The 22,691-nt window shown below is 73.7% G+C and carries 20 protein-coding genes; 12 read left to right on the top strand and 8 right to left on the bottom strand.

Annotated features, from left to right (window positions below; all coding sequences use genetic code 11):
- Positions 1-4: 4 nt before the first annotated feature.
- The 6 genes from ABZX85_RS17165 to ABZX85_RS17140 all read left to right on the top strand — a co-directional run bounded on the left by ABZX85_RS17165 (position 5) and on the right by ABZX85_RS17140 (position 7,701).
- Positions 5-736 (top strand): SUMF1/EgtB/PvdO family nonheme iron enzyme, encoded by a 732-nt coding sequence (locus tag ABZX85_RS17165; RefSeq protein WP_355868434.1) that lies wholly within the window; start codon positions 5-7, stop codon positions 734-736.
- An 87-nt stretch (positions 737-823) separates the two neighbouring features.
- A complete protein-coding gene (locus ABZX85_RS17160; protein ID WP_355868431.1) occupies positions 824-1,846 on the top strand; it encodes an ATP-binding cassette domain-containing protein in 1,023 nt (340 codons plus the stop codon).
- Between the two features lie 6 nt (positions 1,847-1,852).
- Positions 1,853-2,641: an ABC-2 family transporter protein gene (locus tag ABZX85_RS17155; RefSeq protein ID WP_355868428.1), complete on the top strand. Its 789-nt coding sequence runs from the start codon at positions 1,853-1,855 to the stop codon at positions 2,639-2,641.
- Entirely contained in the window at positions 2,631-3,437 is an 807-nt protein-coding gene (locus ABZX85_RS17150; protein WP_355868425.1) for an ABC-2 family transporter protein, read from the top strand. The genes ABZX85_RS17155 and ABZX85_RS17150 overlap by 11 nt, the downstream gene beginning before the upstream one ends.
- 68 nt (positions 3,438-3,505) lie before the next feature.
- On the top strand, positions 3,506-5,788 hold the full coding sequence (yicI, locus tag ABZX85_RS17145) for an alpha-xylosidase (RefSeq protein ID WP_355868422.1): 2,283 nt from the start codon (positions 3,506-3,508) through the stop codon (positions 5,786-5,788).
- 26 nt (positions 5,789-5,814) lie between these two features.
- Positions 5,815-7,701: a WD40 repeat domain-containing protein gene (locus ABZX85_RS17140; RefSeq protein ID WP_355868419.1), complete on the top strand. Its 1,887-nt coding sequence runs from the start codon at positions 5,815-5,817 to the stop codon at positions 7,699-7,701.
- Positions 7,702-7,761: 60 nt separating this feature from the next.
- On the opposite strand, the gene ABZX85_RS17135 is transcribed toward ABZX85_RS17140, so the two are convergent.
- Entirely contained in the window at positions 7,762-8,769 is a 1,008-nt protein-coding gene (locus tag ABZX85_RS17135) for a helix-turn-helix domain-containing protein (protein WP_355868416.1), read from the bottom strand.
- Between the two features lie 240 nt (positions 8,770-9,009).
- Here ABZX85_RS17135 and ABZX85_RS17130 point away from each other — a divergent pair, with 240 nt between their 5' ends.
- Together ABZX85_RS17130 and pcaB are read left to right on the top strand one after the other, a co-directional pair.
- Positions 9,010-10,989: an FAD/NAD(P)-binding protein gene (locus ABZX85_RS17130; RefSeq protein ID WP_355868413.1), complete on the top strand. Its 1,980-nt coding sequence runs from the start codon at positions 9,010-9,012 to the stop codon at positions 10,987-10,989.
- On the top strand, positions 10,986-12,362 hold the full coding sequence (gene pcaB / locus ABZX85_RS17125) for a 3-carboxy-cis,cis-muconate cycloisomerase (protein ID WP_355868410.1): 1,377 nt from the start codon (positions 10,986-10,988) through the stop codon (positions 12,360-12,362). The genes ABZX85_RS17130 and pcaB overlap by 4 nt, the downstream gene beginning before the upstream one ends.
- 13 nt (positions 12,363-12,375) lie before the next feature.
- Here pcaB and ABZX85_RS17120 read toward each other — a convergent pair whose 3' ends face one another.
- Positions 12,376-13,029: a TetR/AcrR family transcriptional regulator gene (locus tag ABZX85_RS17120; RefSeq protein ID WP_355868407.1), complete on the bottom strand. Its 654-nt coding sequence runs from the start codon at positions 13,027-13,029 to the stop codon at positions 12,376-12,378.
- Positions 13,030-13,212: 183 nt separating this feature from the next.
- Between ABZX85_RS17120 and ABZX85_RS17115 the strand changes: the two genes are divergently transcribed.
- The 4 genes from ABZX85_RS17115 to ABZX85_RS17100 all read left to right on the top strand — a co-directional run bounded on the left by ABZX85_RS17115 (position 13,213) and on the right by ABZX85_RS17100 (position 17,352).
- The gene (locus tag ABZX85_RS17115; protein ID WP_355868404.1) at positions 13,213-14,451 is read left to right on the top strand and encodes an MFS transporter; all 1,239 of its coding nucleotides are present in this window, start codon (positions 13,213-13,215) and stop codon (positions 14,449-14,451) included.
- A 235-nt stretch (positions 14,452-14,686) separates the two neighbouring features.
- The gene (locus tag ABZX85_RS17110; RefSeq protein ID WP_355868401.1) at positions 14,687-15,136 is read left to right on the top strand and encodes a carboxymuconolactone decarboxylase family protein; all 450 of its coding nucleotides are present in this window, start codon (positions 14,687-14,689) and stop codon (positions 15,134-15,136) included.
- A complete protein-coding gene (locus tag ABZX85_RS17105; protein ID WP_355868398.1) occupies positions 15,137-16,063 on the top strand; it encodes an NUDIX domain-containing protein in 927 nt (308 codons plus the stop codon).
- A 122-nt stretch (positions 16,064-16,185) separates the two neighbouring features.
- Entirely contained in the window at positions 16,186-17,352 is a 1,167-nt protein-coding gene (locus ABZX85_RS17100) for a phosphodiester glycosidase family protein (protein ID WP_355868395.1), read from the top strand.
- A gap of 6 nt (positions 17,353-17,358) precedes the next feature.
- Here ABZX85_RS17100 and ABZX85_RS17095 read toward each other — a convergent pair whose 3' ends face one another.
- The 6 genes from ABZX85_RS17095 to ABZX85_RS17070 form a co-directional block, all read right to left on the bottom strand.
- Positions 17,359-17,553, bottom strand: a complete 195-nt coding sequence (locus ABZX85_RS17095) for a hypothetical protein (protein ID WP_355868392.1) — start codon at positions 17,551-17,553, stop codon at positions 17,359-17,361.
- Positions 17,554-17,654: 101 nt separating this feature from the next.
- Positions 17,655-18,533, bottom strand: a complete 879-nt coding sequence (locus ABZX85_RS17090; RefSeq protein ID WP_355868389.1) for a phosphatidylinositol-specific phospholipase C/glycerophosphodiester phosphodiesterase family protein — start codon at positions 18,531-18,533, stop codon at positions 17,655-17,657.
- Between the two features lie 178 nt (positions 18,534-18,711).
- On the bottom strand, positions 18,712-19,794 hold the full coding sequence (locus ABZX85_RS17085; RefSeq protein WP_355868386.1) for an acyl-CoA dehydrogenase family protein: 1,083 nt from the start codon (positions 19,792-19,794) through the stop codon (positions 18,712-18,714).
- Positions 19,791-20,975 carry an acyl-CoA dehydrogenase family protein gene (locus ABZX85_RS17080; RefSeq protein ID WP_355868383.1) on the bottom strand — a complete coding sequence of 395 codons (1,185 nt, stop codon included), beginning with the start codon at positions 20,973-20,975 and terminating at the stop codon, positions 19,791-19,793. Before ABZX85_RS17080 ends, ABZX85_RS17085 begins: the two co-directional genes overlap by 4 nt.
- Entirely contained in the window at positions 20,972-21,931 is a 960-nt protein-coding gene (locus ABZX85_RS17075) for an NADPH:quinone oxidoreductase family protein (RefSeq protein WP_355868380.1), read from the bottom strand. The genes ABZX85_RS17080 and ABZX85_RS17075 overlap by 4 nt, the downstream gene beginning before the upstream one ends.
- A gap of 79 nt (positions 21,932-22,010) precedes the next feature.
- Positions 22,011-22,604 carry an XRE family transcriptional regulator gene (locus ABZX85_RS17070; protein WP_355868378.1) on the bottom strand — a complete coding sequence of 198 codons (594 nt, stop codon included), beginning with the start codon at positions 22,602-22,604 and terminating at the stop codon, positions 22,011-22,013.
- Positions 22,605-22,691: the final 87 nt, after the last annotated feature.

Genomic DNA, 22,691 nt, shown 5'->3' with positions numbered 1-22,691 from the left:
GCACATGACTCTCCCGGACATCGACTGGGTGACCGTCCCGGCCGGCGTGCTCGTGCGGGGGACGGACGAGCGGGACGTCCCCGCGCTGGTCCGTGACCACGCCGATCTCGGCATCCCCGCAGACTGGTTCCTCAAGGAGTGTCCGCGGGTGGAGGTGCACGTCCCGGAGTTCGCCGTGAGCCGGACGCCGGTCACCCGCGCCCAGTGGGCGCCCTTCGCCCTGGAGAAGGGGCTGGCCGCCCATCAGGCCGGGGACGGCGACGGCCTCCCCGTCACGGGCGTCGACTGGCGCACGGCCACGGAGTACTGCGCGTGGCTCGCGGACCTGACCGGTCTGCCGGTGGAGCTGCCCTCGGAGACCCGGTGGGAGCGGGCGGCGCGCGGCGGGGACGACCGGGTCTACCCGTGGGGGGACCGCTTCGACGACGCGCACGCCAACCTGCTGACGGCGGGTCACGGCGGGCCCGTACCGGTCGGCTCGTTCCCGTCCGGCGCCGGGCCGTTCGGCACCCTGGACATGGCGGGCAACGTCGACGAGTGGACGTCGACGGTGTACAAGCCCTACCCGGGCGCGCCGGGGAGCGTGCCGGCCGACGAGGCGTGGGCCAGCGACCCGCACGTGACGCGCGGCGGCTCCTGGCGCCACAACCGGGACCTGGCACGCTGCGCCCGCCGCCACGGGGTCTACGACGCGACACCGCACGACATCGGCTTCCGGGTCGCGGCCGGCGGCTGACCCGGGCCCCGAGGACGCGGGACCGCACACCAGGCACCCACCCCCAGTACCGAGCACGTCAAGCAGCGCCACGGGCCGAGGAGGGCCATGAAGGCCATCGAGGTACACGGTCTCCGCAAGGAGTACCGGATTCCGCAGAAGGAACCGGGCCCTGCGGGCACGGTCAGGCACTTCCTACGTCCCCGGTACCGGGCGAAGGTGGCCCTCGACGGCGTGGAGTTCGAGGTGGCGCAGGGCGATTCCGTCGGCTACCTCGGCTCCAACGGCGCCGGCAAGTCCACCACGATCAAGATCCTCACCGGGCTGATGTCCCCCACGGCCGGCCACGTCCGGGTCAACGGCCTCGAACCGCACCGCGACCGCCGGCGGCACGTACGCGGCATCGGCGCCGTCTTCGGCCACCGCACCGGCCTGTGGTGGGACCTGCCGGTCATCGACTCGTTCCGGACCCTCGCCGCCATGTACGAGATCCCGGACCCCGCCTACCGCGCCAACCTGGCCCTCTTCACCGAACTCCTCGAACTCGACGACTTCCTGTCCGTCCCCGTGCGCCAGCTCTCCCTGGGCCAGCGTATGCGGGCCGACCTCGCCGCCGCCCTGCTGCACGACCCGCGTCTCGTCTTCCTCGACGAGCCGACCGGCGGACTGGACGTCAACTCCAAGGCGGCGGTGCGCCAGTTCATCCGCCACCTCAACCAACGGCAGGGCACCACGGTCTTCCTGACGAGCCACGACATGGCCGACATCGAGGGGATGTGCGACCGGCTGATCATCCTCGACCGCGGCGGCAAGGTCCTGGACGACGACATCGTGAGCGTCAAGCGGCGGCTGACCGCCGACCGGCGGCTCGTCGTGACCGTCCCCGCCTCGCAGGACGTCGACGAGGTCGCCGCGACCGTACGCGCCGCCACCGGCGTCGGCTGCACGGTGCTCGACCGGCAGCGGCTGTCCTGCGCGTTCGACCGGGACACGACGAGCGCCGCGCGGCTGGTCGGCGTCATCATGCGCGACCACGAGATCATCGACTTCGAGCTGCGGGAGCCGACGCTGGAGCACATCGTGCAGCGCCTCTTCCGCCGTCCCGCGACCGCGTCCGAGCGGCGGGGGTGAGCCGCCTTGACGGCCTTCCGCGCGCTGGTCGGCGTGGCCGCCCAGGAAGCCTTCATGTACCGGGGCCGGTACGTGGTGGGTGTGCTCATCGGGCTGGTCCAGATATCGGTGCTGTTCTACGTCTGGCGCGCGATCATGGGCGACGGGCGGAGCCAGTCGGGGTACGACTGGCCGCAGATGCGGACCTATCTGCTGCTGTCCTTCCTGCTGACACTGCTCCTGTCGTTCGGCACGGAGGAGCGGGTGTCGGCGAGCATCCGTGACGGCAGTGTCTCCATGGAGCTGCTGAAGCCGGTGCCCTACCTGACGCTGCGGTCCGCGGAGCTGCTGGCGGCGCTGCTGATGGAGCTGCTGTCGGTCGGCGTGTGCCTGGCGGCGGCGGTCCTGACGGTCCTGCCGGCGGTGGCGCCCGCGACGGGCACGCGCACCCTGCTGGCGCTGTCGTTCCTGCTGGCGGTGGCGTTGAAGGCGGCGATCGCGGTCACCACCGGGGTGATCTGCTTCTGGACGACCAACGTGCTCGGGCTGATCGCCTGCCGGCAGGCGCTCGCGCTCCTGCTGTCCGGTGCCATGTTCCCCCTCCAGATGCTGCCGGACTGGCTGCGGACGGTGGCGTACGCGCTGCCGTTCCAGGGCACCTTCAACACCCCGGCCCTGATCTACTTCGGCCGGGTCGGGGCCGGGGAGGCGGCGGGTCTCGTCGCGGTCCAGGCGGTGTGGCTCGGCGTACTGGCGGGGGTGGCGGGGCTGCTGCTGCGGCGCGGATTCCGGCGGCTGGACGGCTATGGCGGCTGAAGCGTCCGTACGTACCGCCGCCGTCAGGCACTTCGCGCTGCTGCTGCGGCTCCAGTACCGGGCCAAGTCCGCGTACCGCGCCGACCTCGCCCTCCAGATCGTGTCGGCGCTGCTGCGGCAGGGCACCTGGCTGGTCTTCCTGCTGGTGCTGCTGCGCCGCACGCCGGCGGTGGAGGGCTGGACCACCTGGAAGATGATCTTCCTGTACGGGCTGGCGACCGCGCCCCTCGGTCTCAACGTCCTCCTCTTCGACGGGGTGTGGAAGCTGACGGAGCTGATCCGCAAGGGGGAGCTGGACGCGCTGCTGCTCCGTCCCGTAGATCCCGTGCTGAACCTGTTCACCCGGAACGTGAGCCTGCACGGCCTCGGCGACCTCGCCGTCGGCTGTGTCGCGATGGGGCTGGCGGCGGGCCATCTGGAGCTGCGGACGGGGGTGTGGACGCTGCCGCTGCTGGTGGTGTGCGTGCTGTCCGGCAGCGTGATCTACGGCTCCGTCAACCTGGCGTCGGCGGCGCTGGGCTTCTGGTTCCGGGAGCTGCACAACGTCCCGTTCCTCGTCCAGCAGTTCACCGACCTGGCCCGGTTCCCCCTGGGCATGTATCCGCGTCTGCTGTCCGCGGTCTTCTTCTTCCCGCTGCCGTTCGCGTTCGTCACCTACCTCCCGGTGACCGCGCTGACGGGCGACGGCTCCCTGTGGGTCCTGCCGGCCGCGCCGGTGGCCGCCGTCCTGCTCCATCTGCTGGCCCGCTCCGTGTTCCGGCACGGGCTGCGGCGCTACGAGAGCGCCGGGAACTGACACCCCCGTACGTCCCCACCTTTCCTGTACGTCCGCTCCTGTACGTCCGTGAGGAGAGTGACTCCGCCATGAAGTTCACCGACGGGTACTGGCTGTGGCGGGAGGGCACGGAGGCGGTCCACCCCGCACAGGTGTACCGCGCCACGGCCACCCCGGACTCCCTGACCGTCCTCGCGCCGGTCAAGCCGATCAGGACCAAGGGCGATCTGACGAGCGGCCCCGTCGTCACCGTCCGCTGCACCAGCCCGCTGCCGGACGTCATCGCCGTGGAGATCAGCCACTTCGCGGGCGACGAGCCGGCCGGCCCCGAACCGGACCTGGACCTCTCGGGGGCCGCCCCGGTCAAGGTGACGGTCGACGACGACACCGCCGTCCTGACCAGCGGTGAGCTGTCCGTGCGGTTCGCGCGCGGGGACACCTGGAGCATGGACTTCCTGGCCGGTGACCGGGTGCTGACCCGCAGCGGGCCCAAGGCGATGGCGGTGATCACGTCCGACGGCCGGCCCTACGTCCGGGAGCAGCTGGACCTCGGGGTGGGGGAGCACGTCTACGGGCTCGGCGAGCGGTTCGGGCCGCTGGTGCGCAACGGGCAGTCCGTCGACATCTGGAACGCGGACGGCGGCACGTCCAGCGAACAGGCGTACAAGAACGTGCCGTTCCACCTCACCGACGCCGGTTACGGGGTGTTCGTGCACCACAGCGGCAAGGTGTCGTACGAGGTGGCCTCCGAGGCGGTGGCGCGGGTGCAGTTCAGCGTGCCGGGGCAGTCCCTGCGCTACTTCGTGATCCACGGTCCGACGCCCAAGGAGATCCTGCGCCGCTACACCGCGCTGACCGGCCGCCCGGCCCGGCTGCCGGCCTGGTCGTACGGGCTGTGGCTGTCGACGTCCTTCACGACGTCCTACGACGAGGACACCGTCACCTCGTTCATCGACGGCATGGCCGAACGGGACCTGCCGCTGTCGGTGTTCCACTTCGACTGCTTCTGGATGCGCGGCTACCAGTGGTGCGACTTCGCCTGGGACGAGGACGCGTTCCCCGACCCGCCCGGCATGCTGAAGCGGCTGAAGGCCCGGGGCCTGCGGATCTGCCTGTGGATCAACCCGTACATCTCGCAGCACTCCCCGCTGTTCGAGGAGGGCAGGCGGGCGGGCTACCTGCTGCGCCGGCCGGACGGCGGGGTGTGGCAGTGGGACCGGTGGCAACCGGGCCTGGCCGTCGTGGACTTCACCAACCCCGGTGCCCGCGCCTGGTTCGCGGAGAAGCTCGGGGCGCTCCTCGACATGGGGGTGGACAGCTTCAAGACGGACTTCGGGGAGCGCATCCCGCTGGACGTCGCCTACTTCGACGGCTCCGACCCGGAGCGGATGCACAACCACTACGCCCACCTCTACAACGAGGTCGTGTTCGACGTCCTGGAACGGCACCGGGGGAAGGGCGAGGCCGTGCTGTTCGCGCGCGCGGCGGCGGCCGGCACCCAGCGGTTCCCGGTGCACTGGAGCGGCGACGGCGAGTCGACCTTCGCGGGCATGGCCCAGAGCCTGCGCGGCGGACTCTCCCTGGGGCTCTGCGGGTTCGGCTACTGGAGCCACGACATCGGCGGGTTCGCGGGGCTGCCCGACGCGGCCGTGTTCAAGCGGTGGATCGCGTTCGGGCTGCTGTCCTCGCACAGCCGGCTGCACGGCGGCGGCTCCTACCGGGTGCCGTGGGCGTTCGACGAGGAGTCGGTGCGGGTGCTGCGCGACTTCACCCGGCTCAAGATGCGGCTCATGCCGTACCTGGCCCGGATCGCCGACGAGGCGCACACGCGAGGGCTGCCGATGATGCGCCCGATGGTCCTGGAGTTCCCCGACGACCCGGCCTGCGCCCCTCTGGAGGCGCAGTACATGCTGGGCGACTCGCTGCTCGTCGCGCCCGTCTTCTCGGCCGAGGGACACGTCCGCTACTACGTGCCCGAGGGCGAGTGGACGTGTCTGCTGTCCGGGCGGACGGTGACGGGCCCCCGCTGGGTCGCGGAACAGCACGGCTTCGACAGCCTGCCGCTGCTGGTCAGGCCCGGTTCGGTGCTCCCGATGGGGGCCGTGGACGACGGCCCCGAGTACGACTACGCGGCCGGCGTCGTCCTGCGCCTGTACGCGCCGCCCGCGACACTGCACACGACGACGGACGTCGTGGACGCCGAGGGCACGCTCCTCGCGTCGTTCACCGTCGACCGGCGTGCCGGCCGCACCCGTGTCTCGGTGGACCGGCCGGTACCGGACTGGTCCGTCCAGTTCGTGAACGCCCCCGGAGCGGACGGCGTGCCATTGCGCCCCGCGCCCGGTGCCCTCGTCATCGAGGCCGCCGAGTAACTCCCGACGACCCAAGGGACGAACCCATGCGTACGATCGACCTCCCGGAAAGCCCCTCGGGGCACGCCGCCCCCCTCACCCACGTGGCGTTCCGCGCCGACGGCCTGCGGCTGGCCAGCGCCTCGTACGACGGCTCGGTGATCGTCTGGGACACCAGCGTGCCGGAGCGCCCGGTCCGGCTGGCCGGTCTCAAGCACCGGCGCCTCGTCAACTCCTCGGCGTGGAACCCGGTCACCCCGCAGCTGCTGGCCACCGCGTCCGCGGACAAGACGACGGCCGTCTGGCACGTGGCGGACGACGGGGCGAGCAGCCTCGTCACCGTCCTCGCCCGGCACACCGACGACATCAACTCGGTCGCCTGGATGCCGGACGGCCGCCGGCTGATCTGCGTGTCGGAGGACGGCCGCGCCACGGTGTGGGACACCGCCACCGGCGCCTTCCTGTCCGAGATCGGCTCCCACACCGCGCACTGCATGATGGTGTCGGTGAGCGTCCAGGGCCGCGTCGCGACCGTCGGCGAGGACGGCCTCGTCTCCGTGACGGCCCTCGACGAGACGGCCGAGCCCGTCACCCGCCGCTACTCCGCGTCCATCGAGGGCTGCTCCTGGGCCCCCGACGGCTCGGCGCTGGCGGTCGCCCGGGACGACGGCGTCGTCGAACTGCTCTCCCCCGGGCTGGAGTCGCTCACCACCGTCCAGGTGTCGAGGTCGGCGGCGCGCAGCGTCGAGTGGTCGGACGACGGCGCCACCCTGGTCGTCGGCGCCTACGAGGGCGGTCTGCACTTCTTCGACCGCTCCGGGAACCGGCTGCGGCAGATCTCGGACTCCCGTATCTGGCCCCGGTCGGTGTCCACGGCCGGGGGGCTCGTCGCGGCCGGGAGCTTCTGGGGCGGCCCGCATCTGCTGTCCCTGTCCGACGGCCGGGAGCTGTCCGCGCCCACGACCCCCACGTACGGCCCGAACGCGCTGGCCCGCAGGGGTACCCGGCTGCTCGTCGGCTGCGACTCGGGCGCGGTCCTCGCCCTCGACCTCGACGAGCCGGGGGCGCCGGCGCTGGTCCACCAGGTCGCCGACGGTCCCGTCCTCGCCCTGGCCGTCCGGGACGACGTCTTCTACGCCGGGACCTACGACGGGCGGGTGATCCGCTGGGCGAACGGGGTGCGCACCGCGAGCGAGCCGCTCGGGGCGCCGGTCCCCTCCCTGTGCCTGGACGGCGACGTCCTGGTGGCCGGCACCTACAACGGTGAGCTGATCGCGCTCGACCCCGGCACGCTGGAGGTGCTGGGCCGGCGGGAGGCGCACGGCGGTTCGGTGAAGTCGCTGGTCTCCCTCGACGGCGGCGGGTTCCTGTCGGCGGCGACGGACCGGACGGTCGCGTCGGGCGGGTACGCGGGCCGGACGGCGCTGTGGGAGCACGGCAACCTCGTCAACGCGGTCGCGCAGCTCGCGGGGAGCGTGGTGGCGAGCGCCTCGCGGGACCACACGGTGAAGGTGGGCCGGCTGACCGGCGGGGCCTCCGGGGTGCGTGCCGCCGGTGTGCAGACGCTGCTCGGTCCCGACGAGTCCGTGAAGTGCGTCGGTCTCCTGGGCGGTCCGGAGCGTCCGGTGGTGCTGGCCGGGTCCTACGACTTCGGGCTGTACGCCTGGGAGATCGACTGGTCGGACAGCGCGGGCACGCTCGCCTCCGGCCGGGTCGTCGACGAGTTCGGGCAGGGGCTGTCCTGCATGCTGCCCTGGGACGGCGACCGGGTCGTGGTCGCGGGGTGGGACGGCAGGATCGCCCTCGTGGGCCGCGCCCCGGAAACGAGCGGCGCGGGAAGGGACGGCGCGGGAAGGGACGGCGTGAAGGCGGCCGGCCCGGTGACGGTCCTCTCCTCGGTCCGGCTCGACGAGCTGCTGCCGAAGGCCGTGTGACGGACGGCCGGACCCGGTGTCCGCCCACGGGGCAGCGGCTCCGTGGGCGGCGCCCGTGGTTCAGCCGCCCGGTCCGGTGCCCACCGACCCGTGCAGGAGCGCCAGCCCCGCCGGGGTGATGGTGTGCACGACGGTCTTGCCGTGCCGGATGCTCAGCACCAGCCCCGCCCGCCGCAGCACGGCCGTGTGATAGCTGGCCGCCGGGTCGGAGATCCGCAGGCGGCGGGCGAGTTCGCCGGTGGTGCGGCCGGTGGCGGCCTCCGTGAGGAGGGCGGCGCGGGTGCGGCCGATGAGGGCGGCGAGCGGGGTGTGGTGCTCGGGGAGGCCGCGGGCTCGGCGGGCCCAGCCGGGGGTGTGCTGGACGGGGTGGACGAGGACGGGCGGCAGGTCGGGGTCGGCGAGCATGACCGGCCGCCGGACGCAGAAGAACGACGGCTGGAGGAGCAGTCCGCGTCCGTCGAGGCGCAGTTCGCGGTGGACGGGGTAGTCGGCCTCCAGGACGGGGGGCCGCCAGCGCAGCAGGGGGCGGAATCCGGCCAGCAGCCCGTCGGTGCCGCCCTCCATCACCGCCCGGCCGCGCAGCGCCCGGTCCGCGTCGAGCTGGGCGCGGATGTGCGTCCAGAACGGGGCGAGGGCGTAGCGGTGGTGGGTGAGGAGGGCGGTGCGCAGCCGGTGCAGGGTGGTGAGGTCGCCGTCGGCGAGGGCGCGGATCTCGGACGGGACGGACGGGCTGCCGCGCCGGGAGGCGGCGAGGCGGCCCAGGTCGCGGTGGAGCACCGGGCGGGGGGTGGCGAGGACCGTGTCGACGCCGCCCTCCAGTTCGTCGTGTCCGCGCAGGTCGGGGGTGAGGAAGTCGGGCGAGTAGCCCTGGGGCGGCAGCAGCAGGCCGAGGAGCCGGCCCGCCGCGGGCAGCCGGGGCCGTACGAGGCGTCTCCACTCGCCGAACACCGGCGCGTTCCCCTCGGTGATGAGCGCCTGGTAGCTGTTGGTGATCTCCCACAGGGGGTCGGGGCCGGGGGCGACGCGCACGCGGGCGACGTCCTCGCGGGTGAAGTGGATGCGCAGCATGCGGACTCCGTGGGGGGTGGTTCCTCGTTCTCGGCGGCCGGCCGGTTCCTCCGATGCTCCCGCCCCGGTGGTCCCAGGGTGAACCGTTCGACAAGCCACATTCGACACACGCGGCTTGTCGCCGGATTCCGCGTTGACGCGAGCCCGGTATGCCGGGAGGCTCCCAGAGAATTCGCATAGCTGTACCACGCAGCTATCTCTTGCACCGTGCACGTGTCCCGCGCGTCCGAGGAGAGCCGGATGGACAGAAGGCGTAAAGAGATCTGTGTCGTCGGTGCGGGTCCCCGGGGCCTGTCGGTGCTGGAGCGGCTGTGCGCCAACGCGCGCCGGGCCCCGTCCGGCGGCCCGGTCGTCGTGCATCTCGTCGACCCCGGCACCCCCGGCGCGGGCCGGGTGTGGCGGCCGGAGCAGTCCCGGCACCTGCTGATGAACACCGTCGCCTCGCAGGTGACCGTGTTCACCGACGACAGCGTCCGCATCGACGGGCCGATCGAACCGGGCCCCTCGCTGTACGACTGGTCGCGCCAGCTCGCGCTGCTCGGCGTCGAGGGCCACGACTACGACGAGGAGACCCTCGCGGAGGCCCGCCGGCTGGGGCCGGACGCGTACCCGAGCCGCGCGTTCCACGGCCACTACCTGGGCGACTGCTTCCGGCAGATCCTGGCCCGCGCCCCCGAGCACGTCGAGGTCCGGGTGCACCGCTCGCAGGCGGTCGCCCTGTCCGACGTGCACGGCGCGCGCGGGGGCCGGCAGGGCGTGCGGCTCGCCGACGGGACCCGGCTGACCGACCTGGACTCGGTCGTCCTCGCGCAGGGCCACTTACCGGCGCGGCCGACGTCGCGCCAGGAGCGGACGGCCACGCTCGCCCGCATCCACCACCTGACCTACCTGCCGCCCGCCAACCCGGCCGACGCCGACCTCAGCGGGATACGGGCCGGTGAGCCGGTGCTGCTGCGCGGGCTCGGCCTGAACTTCTTCGACTACATGGCGCTGCTCACGCTCGGCCGGGGCGGCGTCTTCGAACGGGGCGCGGACGGCGGGCTCGGCTACCGGCCGAGCGGTCGGGAGCCGGTGATGTACGCGAGTTCGCGGCGCGGGGTGCCGTACCACGCGCGCGGTACCAACCAGAAGGGCCCGCACGGCCGTCACCTGCCCCGGCTGCTCACCGCCGAGTACGTCGAGGGGCTGCGCGCGGGGGCCGCCGACGGGAGGCGGCCGTACTTCGGCGAGGACCTGTGGCCGCTGATCCGCTGGGAGGTGGAGAGCGTGTACTACGCGACGCTCCTCACCTCCCGGGGCGGCCGGGCGGAGGCGTTCGACGGGGAGTTCCTCGCGCTGGGCCCCGGCGCGGACGCGGGCGCGCTGCTGGAGCGGTACGGTGTCGAGCCCGCCGCCCGCTGGGACTGGGAGCGGCTCGTCTCGCCGCTCGCGGCACGGCGGTTCACGAGCCGCGAGGAGTTCGGCGCCTGGCTGCGGGGCTACCTGGAGCGGGACGTCCGCGAGGCGAGGGCCGGGAACGTCGACGGGCCGCTGAAGGCCGCGCTCGACGTGCTGCGCGACCTGCGCAACGAGATCCGGCTCGCCGTCGACCACGGCGGCATCGACGGGAACTCCTACCGCGACGACGTCGAGGGCTGGTACACCCCCCTGAACGCGTTCCTCTCCATCGGCCCGCCCGCCTCCCGCGTCGAGGAGATGATCGCGCTCCTCGACGCCGGTCTCCTGACCCTCACCGGTCCGGGCACGCAGATCCGCTTCGACACCGCGCACCCGTCGTTCGTCGCCCGCTCGACGACCGTGCCGGGACCGCCGGTCAGGGCCCGCGCGCTGATCGAGGCACGCCTCCCGGAGCCGGACGTCCGCCGCTGCGACGACCCGTTGCTGCGTCATCTGCTGGCGACCGAGCAGGCGGGCCCGTTCCGGATCGACGGGAGCTGCGGGACGCTGTACGAGACCGGCGGGCTGGCCGTCGGCGAGCGCCCGTACCACCTCCTCGACAGCCAGGGCCGCCCCCATCCGCGCCGCTTCGCGTTCGGCGTGCCCACCGAGGCCGTCCACTGGGTGACGGCCGCCGGTATCCGCCCCGGCGTCGACTCCGTGACCCTCGGCGACTCCGACGCCATCGCCCGCGCCGTCCTCGCCCTCCCCCCGCTCTCCCGTGTCCCCCACGAGGTCCGCCCGGCGCAGGACGACACCGAGTGGACCGGGGTGGTCGTATGACCGCCGCCGGTCTCGACTCCGGGCTCCTGTCCCCCGTCCGCGCCGGCACCCCCGTCGAGGCGCTGGTCTCCGACGAGTCGTGGGTGCGGGCGATGCTCGACACGGAGGCGGCACTGGTCCGCGCGCAGGCCCGGCTGGGTACGGTGCCGGCGGGGGCGGCCCGGACGATCACCGCCGTCGCCGCCGAAGCCGCCCTGGACGTAAGGGAGTTGGCGCTGGCCTCCCGGGAGACCGCGAACCCGGTGGTGGGGCTGGTCCAGGCGTTCACCCGGCGGGTGGCCCAAGTCGACGCGACTGCCGCCGAGTTCGTGCACCGGGGCTCCACCAGCCAGGACGTCCTGGACACGGCGGCGATGCTGGTCGCCCGGCGAGCGCTGCGCCCGACGATCGCCGACCTGGACAAGTCGGCCGAAGCGCTGGGGAGTTCGGCCCGCGCCCACCGGGACACCCCGATGCCGGGCCGCACCCTGGCCCTGCACGCCGTCCCGACCACGTTCGGACTGAAGGCGGCCGGCTGGCGCGAGCTGCTGCTCGACGCCCGCCGCCGACTCGCCCGGGTGGCCGACGAGGGCCTGCCGGTGTCGCTGGGCGGCGCGGCGGGCACGCTGGCCGGGTATCTGGAGTACGCGGCGGTGGACGGCGCGGGCGCGGACGCCGCCTACCCGACGCGCCTGCTGGAAGCGTTCGCCGCCGAGACCGGCCTCGCCGTCCCGGTCCTCCCCTGGCACTCCCTGCGCACTCCCCTGGCCGACCTCGCCGCCGCCCTCGCCTTCACGGCGGGCGCGCTGGGGCGGCTCGCGGTGGACGTCCAGACGCTGGCCCGCACGGAGGTCGGCGAGGTCGCCGAGCCCGCCGCGGCGGGCCGGGGCGCGTCCTCCGCGATGCCGCACAAACGCAACCCCGTGCTCAGCACGATGATCCGCGCGGCGGCGCTGCAAGTCCCGGCGCTGAGCGGGGCGTTGACGCAGTGCATGGTGACGGAGGACGAGCGGTCGGCCGGGGCCTGGCACGCCGAGTGGCTGCTGCTGCGGGAGTGTCTGCGGCTGGTGGGCGGCGCCGCGCACACCGCCGTCGAGCTGACGGCGGGGCTCCAGGTCCGCCCTGAACGCATGCGCGCCAACCTGGACTTGACGGACAGTCAGATCGTGTCGGAGCGGATCGCGGCCCGCCTCGCACCCCGGCTCGGCCGGGCCCGCGCGAAGGAGCTGCTCTCCCGCGCGTCCGCCGAGGCCGACGGCTCGGGCCGCCCGCTGGCCGGGGTCCTGGCGGACCTCGTCCCCGAGGTGCCCGCCGACGAGATCGCCGGACTCTGCGACCCGACCGCGTACTTGGGGGCGGCGCCGGCGCTGGTGGACCGGGCGCTGGGCGGCTGAACCGCGGCGGGCGTCAGCTCTCCGCGGTGCCGTAGAGCCGCAGGAAGGTGTCGACGCCGTCCACGACTATGGAGGTGACCTCGGACTCGGGCAGCGGGAGCGCGCCGTAGAACGTGCGCTGGTTGACGTCGGTGATGGTCAGCAGGTTGAAGTGGTTGGCGGCGCGCTCGGGGTCGTCGAGGTCGAGGAGGCCGCGTTCGGCGATCCGGCGCAGGTAGGGGGCGAGCCGCTTGTGGGCGGAGAGCGGGCCGGCGTCCCGCCACGCCTCCAGGACGTCCCGGGGGATGCGGGACGCCTCGGCCTCGATCGTGCGGACCAGGGCGAAGTGGTCGGGGAACGCCGTGACGGCCGCGACGCGCTCCAGGCCGAAGGCGATGAGGTCCTCGCGGATGTCGAGGACCTTGCGGAGGTGGCGTTCGAGGATCTCCGCGACGGCGGCGGTGACCTGCTCGGCGCCTTCCAGGGCGACCGTCTGGAAGAGCTCTTCCTTGTCGGCGAAGTGGTTGTAGATGGTGCGGTTGGAGACCCCGGCCTCCAGGGCGATGGTGTCCACGCCCGCTCGGGTGTAGCCCTCGCGGCCGAAGACGGCACGGGCCGCGCGCATGATCGCCCGCCGCTTCTCCGGCATGCCGCGACGGGCGTCCGCCGTCGCCGTACCCGTCGCCATGGCAGTCCCTCCGATCGGCCGCAGGTGCGCAGCGTACCCGGCACCGGTGGGGGGCCGGTGTCCCTCGGGGCTACGCCGGAGGACCTACATCGATCGTCGCATTGTTTGCACCCATCGGTGCAACTCATACTCCAGCCGTAGCAGTTCGCTCCTGCGTCACGCTCCAGAGGGGGGCTCTCCGCCATGACCCGTTCCGCACCGGACCGGCAGTCCCAAAACGCGCCGGTATCACGCCCCGGGGCGCCGCCCGGAGGGCCCCGGCCGGCGGCGCTCGCGCTCGGCCTGCTGGCCACGCCGACCGCGCTGAGCGCCAACGCCGCGACGACGACGCTGCCGGACATCGCGCGCGACCTCGGGATCTCGGTCTCCACGGCGACCTGGGCGGCCACCGTCTTCGGGCTCGCCATGGCCCTCGGCACCCCGATGATCACCGCGCTGCTGCGCCACCGGGGCGTCCGTACGGCCGTGCTGGTCAGCGCCGCGCTGATCGCCGCGGGGACGCTGACCGTCCTGCTCTCGGACTCGCTGCCGGTACTGCTCGCCGGCCGGGCCGCCCAGGCGTTCGGCGGGGGCGGGATGATCAGTACGGCGATCAACCTCGCCGGGACGCCCGGCCGGATGGGGGTCGTCACGGCGGGCAGCGGGATGCTGGGGGCGCTCGGTCCGCTCGGCGGTTCCCTGCTCGGCGACCACGTCTCCTGGCACGCGGCGCTCTCCCTGTCGGCCGTCGCCCTGCTCGCCGCGCCGTACGTGTGGCTGCGCGCGCCCGCGCACCGGCCCGCCGAGGGGCACGCCCCCTTCGACGCCGTGGGCGCGCTGCTGACCGGGGCGCTGATCTGCGCGCTCGTCCTGCTGGGCCGCTTCCCGCCGGCGGCGGCGCTCTGCGCGGTGGCCCTGGTCTGCGGCCTCGCCGTGTGGACCCGGCGCCGGCCGGAGGGGTTCGTGCCCGCCGCCCTGCTGCGAACCCCGGTCTATCTCACGGCGTGCGCCGTGGTGTGCGCGCTCTCCACGACGTACTTCGCGCTGCTGTACGCCGTCCCCCGGCTCCTCGCGGACGACGCCGGCTGGGACACGTCCGCCGTGGGCGCCGGTGTCCTCGTCGCCCTGCTCGTCGGGTCCTCGCTGTCCTGGGGCATGGCCGCCGCCGCGAACCGCCTGCGCCGCGGGACGGTCCTCACGGTGCTGCTCACCCTCGGTGTGGTCGCCCCGGTGACGGTGGCCCTCGGCGCCCCGGCGCTCCTGACGCTCGCCGCGCTCGGGGTCGCCGTCTTCGTCGCCGCCTCCGGTCAGGCGACCCTCTCGGTCGTCGCCGTCGGCGGCGCCCCCGCGCGTCTGCGCACCACCGCCCTCGGCCTCTTCACCCTCTGTTTCCAGCTCGGCGCCGGCTTCGGACCGGCGATCGTGGCGCTGCTGCCGGTGTGACGGCACGGCCCGCCCCAACGCGCGAGGCCCGCCCCACAGTTGTGGGACGGGCCTCGTCTCGGAGCGCTGGGCAAGCCTTGCACCTGCATTTCCCCGCAGGAAGCGGGGCGTCTTTCCTTGGACCACCAACGCATCGTCCGTTCCCCCGAGTTGGGGCGACCGGCGCAAGATCAATACTAGGGCATGCCGAGGGGTGCCCGAACCACCCGCCCGTTCTCCGTGGTTGGATTTTCCCGTGACACGACGGATCTTCATCGACAAGCAGAGCCCGAAGGCGTACCACGCGCTGGTGCAGACCTCGGAGGCGGTACGGGCGACGGCCGCCGAGGCGGGGCTCGGGCGAACCCTGATCGAACTGGTCAACCTGCGGGTGTCGCAGCTCAACGGCTGCGCGTTCTGCCTGGACGTGCACACCAAGGCGGCGCTCAGGGAGGGCGACTCCGCGCGCCGGCTCGGGGTGCTGGCCGCCTGGCGGGACACCGAGCTGTTCACCCCGCAGGAGCGGGCGGCCCTCGCCCTCGCGGAGGTGACGACCCTGACCACCGACGCGGACGCCCAGGAGGCGGCGTACGCGCAGGCGCGCGAGGTGTTCACGGAGGACCAGCTGTCGGCGGTGGTCTGGGCGGCCGTCACGATCAACGCGTTCAACCGGGTGTCCATCATGAGCAAGCACCCGGTGCGCTGAGTGTTCGGCCCCGAACTCCTCGGCGACCTGACGGGCCGGCGCGTCCTGGACCTCGGCTGCGGCACCGCCCGCCATGCCGCGCACCTCGTGCGGACGTACGGGGCGCAGGTGGACGCGGTCGACACGTCGCCGGAGCGGATCGAACAGGCCCGCGCCCGGTACGGCGGCCTGCCGGGGCTGCGGCTGTTCGAGGCGGACCCAGTGGACCACCTGCGGCGCGCGCCGGCGTCGTACGACGTCGTGTACGCGGTGGACACGGCGGATTCAGCCCCCTGCCTCGACCCGGCCCGGCTGCTGCCCGCGCTGGCGACCGCGCTCGCGCCGGGCGGGACGTTGTGCCTGCGGGTGCCGGAACCGGACGTGTGGGCCCGCCCGTTGGCCGATCACGGGCTGGTGGTGGACGGCGTCGAGACGGTCGGCCCGGACTCGTACCGCGTGCTGCGCGCCCACCGCCCCTTGCGCACCGCCTCCCGGCCGCGCACGAACCTGCCGCCCGTCCCGCACGCGGCGCTCGGTGTCGGCGCGATCCTGTACGGCCCCCGGGGTCTCCTCCTCGGCCGGCACCGGCGCGGCACGTGGGAGCTGCCCGGCGGGACGGTCGAACCGGGCGAGTCGCTGGCGGAGACGGTCGTGCGGGAGCTGCGCGAGGAGACCGGGATCGAGGCGGAGACCGGTGCGGTACGGCTGCTGGGGACGCTGCTCGACGACGTGGACGGGGTCGTGCGGATCACCGTCGGCTCGGTCGTCTCCGCCTGGCGGGGCGAGCCCTCGGACCAGCCCGGGGAGCGGGTCGGGGACTGGCGCTGGTACCCGCTGGACGGGCTGCCGCCCTCGCTGTTCGTGTGCAGCGCCCAGTCCCTGACGGCGTGGCGGCCCGGCCTCCCGATCGACCACGCCCCCGCCCATTTCACTCCGTTCGCCGGGTGACCCGTCCGTACAGGCGTGCTTTCATCACCTTTTCTTGTGGTTTGACACCGTTTCACCCGTTCCGGGGCGCTTCGCCGTAAGAGCATTCCGTCATTCGTCGACGGACTGGCAGGGGGCGACTGGTGAGACGACTGACGACGGTCCTGACGGTGTGTACCGCGCTGGTGGGCGCGGCCCTGACGGGAACCCCGGCGGACGCGGCCGTGGCGCGGGGGGTGACCTACCGTCAGTACGACATCCGGGGTGCGGCGGGTACGGCCCACGCGCACGTCCTGAGCGTCGACCTCTCGCTCGCGCGGCTCGGTCTGCTGTACCCGGGGGTCGTCGCAGGGCGGGCGACGGTCTCCCGGCTGGCCGACGCGCAGCGGGCGGTCGCCGGGGTGAACGGGGACTTCTTCAACATCACCGAGACCCAGCACCCGGGCGTCACCGCGACCGGCGCGAGCGTCGGACCGGCGGTCGCCGACGGCGAGTTCCTGAAGGGCGCGGTCCCGGACGGCCAGCGTTTCGGCCCCACCCCGCCGCCCGGCACGAGCACGCGGGACGTCGTCGGCGTCGGTCTCGACGGCCGCGCCCGCCTCGGCACCCTCGCCTTCAGCGCCACGACCGACTCCGGTCTGCCGGTCTCCGGCCTCAACCAGTACGCCCTCCCCCGCAACTCCGTCGGCGCCTACACCTCCCGCTGGGGCGGCCTCCCCCGCACCCGGGCGGTCTGCGGCACCGACACGGACCGGGCGGCGCCGTGCACGAAGGACACGTACGAGGTGAGCGTGCGCGGCGGCGAGGTCACCGAGGTCTCCGCGACCCCCGGCGCGGGCTCCATCCCCCCGGGCACGACCGTGCTGCTGGGCCGGGAGCGGGGTGCCCAGTATCTGCGGGCCCTGGTCAAGGGCCAGGCCCTGTCGGTGCGTTACCCCGCCGAGGTGCTCCACCCCCCGTTCCGTTTCGCCCTCGGCGGCTACCCCCTCCTGCGCCAGGGCCGCCCCCTGTCCGGCCTGGACGACACGACGTCCGCGGTCCGCACGGCGGTCGGCGTCTCGGCGGACGGCCGCCACGTCGTCCTCCTGGCCCTGGACGGCGGCCCGGCCTACCGCACGGGTCTGACGGTGGCCGAAGTGGCGCGGGCGCTGCGGGACCTGGGCGCCCGGGAGGGGTTCAGCCTGGACGGCGGAGGGTCGACGACGATGGTGACGCGGGCGCCGGGGGCCACCGCGACGAAGGCCGTCAACCATCCCTCGGGCGGGGCCGAACGCCCGGTTCCCAACGGCATCGGGGTCTTCGAGGACTGACGGGGACTACGGCCGGATGCCCGCCACCAGATCGGCCGTCGCGGTCAGTCCGCTCTGGATCGTCGGCGCAATGCTCGTGCTCGCCAGGAAGAACCCCAGCAGCAGGCAGGTGAACACGTGCGACACCTTCAATCCCCCGTTGCGGACGAACACCACCACCAGAATCAGCAGCAGCACGACCAGGGAAACGGACACGGCCAACGCCAACCTCCTCCACTACGCCCGCTTTCGCGGCATTCGGCCGCAAGTGTGGCGCAGTGGAGGGGCGAAGCGGCTGAGTGACCTGTCCCTCGAACGGGTGGTTACCCGGCCCGGGGGGTGTCCTTGTGGGTGTCGAGGAAGGTTTCGAGGCCGGCGAGGTCGTCGGTGTTGAAGTAGTCGGCGCCGGCGGCGAGAAGCTCGGTCCACAGGGCGTCGCGGGAGGGGCCGGCGAGGTCCGGCGTGGCCCAGAACCGCACCTTCTGTCCCCGCTCGTGCGCCGAGGAGATGATCCCGCGCAGCCGCTGCCGCTCGGCCTCGGGGAACGGACCGGCGCCGAGCCAGGTGAAGTTGAGGGTCCAGTTGTCGCTGATCAGGGGGATCAGGGAGGCGGGCGCGGCGGTGCCGAGGTCGGCGAGGCGGCCGTCGTAGAAGGCGTGGCGGACGGTCTGCGCCTCCAGGGGGCCGCGTGCGGCGCGGTCGCCGGAGATGACGGCGGTGACGGGTCCCTTGCGGATGCGGCCGTGCGCGTAGGTGGTGAACAGGCCGGGGTAGCGCTTGAGATGGCGGTCCAGCTCCAGGTAGGTCGAGGAGCCCTCGGTCTTGATGTCGATCAGGAGCTGGAGGGGCTTCCGCCACCCCCGGTACACCGAGCCGTGGTTGGCCTTCACCCGGGCGGCGAGGGGCGCCAGGTAGAGGGATTCGAGCGTGCGCGTGGGGTCGAGTTCGCTCGCGTCGTGGGCGATGAGGAGCTGTCCGTCGACGAGGAAGATGTCCGCCTCGACGCTGCCGAACCGGTGGTCGAGGGCGTCGAAGAGGGGGCGGGGGTGCTCGTAGTCGTTGTGGGCGTGCGCGCGCCACAGGGGTTCACGGCGGGTGGGGGGCCGTTCGGCCGCGAGCGCGCTGACGCCGGGCAGGGCGACGGTGCTCGCGAGGGCGGCGCCGAACGCGCCGAGGGCTCTGCGACGGGTGGTGAGGGCCATGCGCTGCTCCCTGTCTCGTGGGGGTCCCCCGCGAGTATGCGGGCGTGGACACCTCAAGAGGAGGAAGCGGGGCGGGAGTTGGCCGGACCGCCGTCACGCGTTCACCGGGGGCGGCCCGGGACATGCGGGAGCCCGCCCCAGGTGGGGCGGGCTCCGGCGGGGTGAACGCCCTCGGCTGTCAGGGGGCTTGCAGGTCGACCAGTGCGGCCAGAGTCGTCCGGTGCGCGCCGGCCGTGCCGTACGCGATCGAGTCGGCCTTGGCCCGCTTGAGGTAGAGGTGGACCGGGTGCTCCCAGGTCATCCCGATCCCGGCGTGCAGTTGCAGCGCCTCCTCGACGGCCCGCACGGCGACCGGCGACGCGTACGCCTGGGCGACCGCGACGGCCACCTCGGCATCCGAGCCCGTGGCCAGCGCGTCGGCCGAACTCCGGGCCGCCGCGCGCAGGTTGACGACCTCCAGCCACACCTGCGCGAGCCGGTGCTTGAGCGACTGGAACCCGCCGACGGGCCGGTTGAACTGCTTGCGGTCCTTGAGGTAGCGGACCGTCTCGGTCAACGCCCAGTCCGCGACGCCCAGTTGCTCGGAGGCCAGCAGTCCGGCGGCGGACCGCAGCGCGCGCCGCACGGCGGGCCCGGCCTCGCCGAGGCGGCGTCCGGGAGCCCCGTCGAGACCGACCGTGCCCAGCGGCCGGGTGAGGTCCAGGGACGCCTGCGGGGTGACGGTCGCGTCGGCCGCCGCCACCGCGTACAGCCCGCCGTCCTCCGCCGGGACGAGCAGCACGTCGGCTGCCCCGGCGTCCGCGATCCCCGTCAACTGCCCGTGCAGCCGCCCGTCTTCGAGGCGGGCGACGGAGAACGCGGTGCCCGGCGCGCGGTGCAGCCCGACCGCGAGGACCCCGACGGTCCGCCCGGACGCGAGCCGCCCGAGGAGTTCGGCGTCCCCGCACTCCAGGAGCGCCTCGGTGGCGACGACGGCGCTGGACAGGTACGGCACGGGCGCGACGGCGCGGCCCAGCTCCTCCAGGACGACGGCGACCTCGCGGTGCGTGGCACCCTGGCCGCCGTGCTCCTCGGGGACCAGGAGTCCGGCGAGGCCCATGCCCTCGGCGAGCGCCTTCCAGGCGGCGAGGTCGTGCGGCGCGTCCGACTCGACGCGGGTGATGACCCCGGCCGGGTCGCAGTGGTCGCCGAGCAGGTCCCGGACGGCGGACCGCAGGGCCTCTTCCTCCTCCGAGTACAGCAGGTCGGGAGTCGAGCTCATCGGGCCAGGTCCTTCCAGGCGACGTCCTTGTCGGTGCGCGGCTCGGCGGGCAGGCCCAGGACGCGTTCGGCGACGATGTTCAGCAGGATCTCGGTGGTCCCGCCCTCGATGCTGTTCCCCTTGGCGCGCAGGTAGCGGTAGCCGGCCTCGCGTCCGGTGAAGTCGACGAGTTCGGGGCGGCGCATCGTCCAGTCGTCGTACAGCAGGCCCTCGGAGCCGAGGAGTTCGACCTCAAGGCCGCTGATCTCCTGGTTGAGGCGGGCGAACGCGAGTTTCATGCCGGCGCCCTCGGGGCCGGGCTGTCCGGCGGAGAGCTGCTGGCGCAGCCGGTCGGCGGTGAGCCGGGAGACCTCGGACTCGACCCACAGCTTCAGCAGCCGCTGGTGGAGGTCGTGGGTGCGCAGTTCGGGGCGTTCGCGCCAGGTCTTCGCGACGGGCGCGATCATGCCGCCCTCGCGGGGCAGGCGCATCCCGCCGATGGCGACGCGCTCGTTGTTCAGCGTGGTCTGCGCGACCCGCCAGCCGTCGCCGGTCTCGCCGAGCCGGTGCGCGTCGGGGACACGGACGTCGGTGAGGAAGACCTCGTTGAACTCGGCCTCGCCGGTGATCTGGCGCAGCGGGCGGACGTCGACGCCGGGGTCGGTCATGTCGCACAGGAAGTACGTGATGCCGGCGTGCTTGGGGACGGCCGGGTCGGTGCGGGCGATGAGGATGGCCCAGCGGGCGTTGTGCGCGCCGGACGTCCACACCTTCTGCCCGTTGACGATCCAGTCGCCCCCGTCCTCCTGGACGGCGCGGGTGCCGAGCGCGGCGAGGTCGGAGCCGGCGCCGGGCTCGCTGAAGAGCTGGCACCAGACCTCCTCGCCGGTCCACAGCGGCTTCAGGAAGCGCCGTTTCTGTTCGTCGGTGCCGTACTTGAGGATCGTCGGCGCGGCCATGCCGAGGCCGATGCCGTTGCGGCGGGCGTCGTTGTCGGGTGCCCCGGCCGCCGCGAGTTCGGCGTCCACGGCGGCCTGGAGGGCGCGCGGCGCGGCCAGTCCGCCGAGACCGACGGGGTAGTGGACCCAGGCGAGCCCGGCGTCGAAGCGGGCGCGCAGGAAGTCGAGCCGGCCGGTGCTCTGCGGCGGGTGCGCGGCGAGCAACTCGGCGGTGAGGCGGCTCAGTTCGGCGGCGTCGCTCACGCGGACACCTCCACGACGACCCGGCCGGTGGTGACGCCGTCGGCGAGCTTCTGGACGACGCCGGCGGCGCCCGCGAGAGGGACGCGCTCGCTGACGAGGGGCTTGATGGCGCCCTGGGCGGCGAGTTCGGTGAGCTGTTCGTGGCAGTGCTGGATCAGCTTGGGGTTCTTGACGGCGTACAGGCCCCAGTGCAGGCCGAGGACCGAGTAGTTCTTCACCAGGGCGTGGTTCAGCGAGGGGCTCGGGATGGAGCCGCTCGCGAAGCCGACGACCACGATCCGGCCCTCGAAGGCGACGGTCTTCGCGGACTGCTGGTACGCCTCGCCGCCCACGGGGTCGTAGATCACGTCGGCGCCCCGGCCGCCGGTGGCCTCCTTGACGGCGCCGACGACGTCGTCCGCGCGCCGGTCGATGACCACGTCGCAGCCCAGCTCGCGGGCGACGGCCGCCTTGTCGGGGCCGCCGACGACGCCGATGACCCGGGCCCCTGCGGCCTTGCCGAGCTGGACGGCCGCGCTGCCGACCCCGCCGGCGGCGGCGTGCACGAGGAGGGTCTCGCCGGCCTCCAGACGGGCCCGACGGTGGAGTCCGAACCACCCGGTCTGGTAGCCGATGTGCAGGGCGGCGGCCTCGGCGTCGTCCAGGGAGTCCGGGGCGGGGAACAGGGCGGCGGGGTCGGCGACGGCGTACTCGGCGAGGGCGCCGTACGGCAGGGCGGGGTTGCCGATGACCCGGCGGCCGTCCTCGGTCTCACCGCACAGCTCGACGCCCGGGGTGAAGGGCAGCGGGGGCTTGACCTGGTACTGGCCCCGGGCCATCAGGACGTCGGGGAAGTTGATGCTCGCGGCGCGCACCTTCAGCAGGATCTGGCCCTCGCCGGGCGTGGGCGGCGCCACCTCCACGAGCCGCATCACCTCGCTCGGCTCGCCGTTCTCGTGCACTTGCCATGCCTGCATGTGGTGCCTCCACGGGGGACTGCTTCGTCTGACCGGGGTCGGTTCGCATACTAAGCGGTCGCTTGCCGAGAAGGAACACCTACGTGTCCTCGGCGGCGCCCCGCCCCTTCTTGGGCCGCGCCCGCACATGCATCCGCTCCCCCTGCGGCCCGAACAGGCTGAGGAACTCAACCGGCCCCTCCCCCGTCGACCCGAACCAGTGCGGCGTCCGGGTGTCGAACTCGGCCGCCTCCCCGGCCGTCAGGACGACGTCGTGCTCCCCCAGCACCAGCCGCAGCTTCCCGGAGAGCACGTACAGCCACTCGTACCCCTCGTGCGTCCGGGTCTCCGGCTCCTCGGACCGCTTCGGCTCGACCGCCTTGTACGCCTGGACGCCGCCCGGCTGCCGGGTCAGCGGATAGAACGTCCGCCCGCCCCGCACGAGCGGCTTCGCCCGCACCCGGGGGTCCCCGACCGGCGGCGCCCCCACCAGCTCGTCCAGCGGCACCTGGTGCGCCTGCGCGATCGGCAGCAGCAGCTCCAGCGAGGGCTTGCGCAGCCCCGACTCCAGCCGGGACAGCGTGCTGACGGAGATCCCGGTGGCCTCCGCGAGCCCGGCCAGCGTCACCTGCCGCTCCTTGCGGATACGGCGCAGCCGGGGCCCCACTTCGGCGAGAACGTCCTCGGTACTCATGCCCCGCATTGCAGTTTCGGCAACCGTGTTTGTCAACCCCGCACACCGGGACGCCCGCCCGCCGGACTCCGGGGAGGCCCGCGCGAG

This window comes from Streptomyces sp. NPDC004539 (genome assembly GCF_040610055.1).
Taxonomy (GTDB): domain Bacteria; phylum Actinomycetota; class Actinomycetes; order Streptomycetales; family Streptomycetaceae; genus Streptomyces.
The sequence above is the reverse complement of the archived record's forward strand: the minus strand, read 5'-3'. Positions and strand labels throughout refer to the sequence as shown.

Coding starts and splice junctions, on each gene's coding strand:
- ABZX85_RS17150 (WP_355868425.1), top strand. CDS start 2,631: ATGGCGGCTGAAGCGTCCGTACGTACCGCCGCCGTCAGGCACTTCGCG.
- ABZX85_RS17075 (WP_355868380.1), bottom strand. CDS start 21,931: ATGCAGGCATGGCAAGTGCACGAGAACGGCGAGCCGAGCGAGGTGATG.
- ABZX85_RS17085 (WP_355868386.1), bottom strand. CDS start 19,794: ATGAGCTCGACTCCCGACCTGCTGTACTCGGAGGAGGAAGAGGCCCTG.
- ABZX85_RS17090 (WP_355868389.1), bottom strand. CDS start 18,533: ATGGCCCTCACCACCCGTCGCAGAGCCCTCGGCGCGTTCGGCGCCGCC.
- ABZX85_RS17115 (WP_355868404.1), top strand. CDS start 13,213: ATGACCCGTTCCGCACCGGACCGGCAGTCCCAAAACGCGCCGGTATCA.
- pcaB (WP_355868410.1), top strand. CDS start 10,986: ATGACCGCCGCCGGTCTCGACTCCGGGCTCCTGTCCCCCGTCCGCGCC.
- ABZX85_RS17165 (WP_355868434.1), top strand. CDS start 5: ATGACTCTCCCGGACATCGACTGGGTGACCGTCCCGGCCGGCGTGCTC.
- ABZX85_RS17135 (WP_355868416.1), bottom strand. CDS start 8,769: ATGCTGCGCATCCACTTCACCCGCGAGGACGTCGCCCGCGTGCGCGTC.
- yicI (WP_355868422.1), top strand. CDS start 3,506: ATGAAGTTCACCGACGGGTACTGGCTGTGGCGGGAGGGCACGGAGGCG.
- ABZX85_RS17130 (WP_355868413.1), top strand. CDS start 9,010: ATGGACAGAAGGCGTAAAGAGATCTGTGTCGTCGGTGCGGGTCCCCGG.
- ABZX85_RS17070 (WP_355868378.1), bottom strand. CDS start 22,604: ATGAGTACCGAGGACGTTCTCGCCGAAGTGGGGCCCCGGCTGCGCCGT.
- ABZX85_RS17120 (WP_355868407.1), bottom strand. CDS start 13,029: ATGGCGACGGGTACGGCGACGGCGGACGCCCGTCGCGGCATGCCGGAG.
- ABZX85_RS17160 (WP_355868431.1), top strand. CDS start 824: ATGAAGGCCATCGAGGTACACGGTCTCCGCAAGGAGTACCGGATTCCG.
- ABZX85_RS17140 (WP_355868419.1), top strand. CDS start 5,815: ATGCGTACGATCGACCTCCCGGAAAGCCCCTCGGGGCACGCCGCCCCC.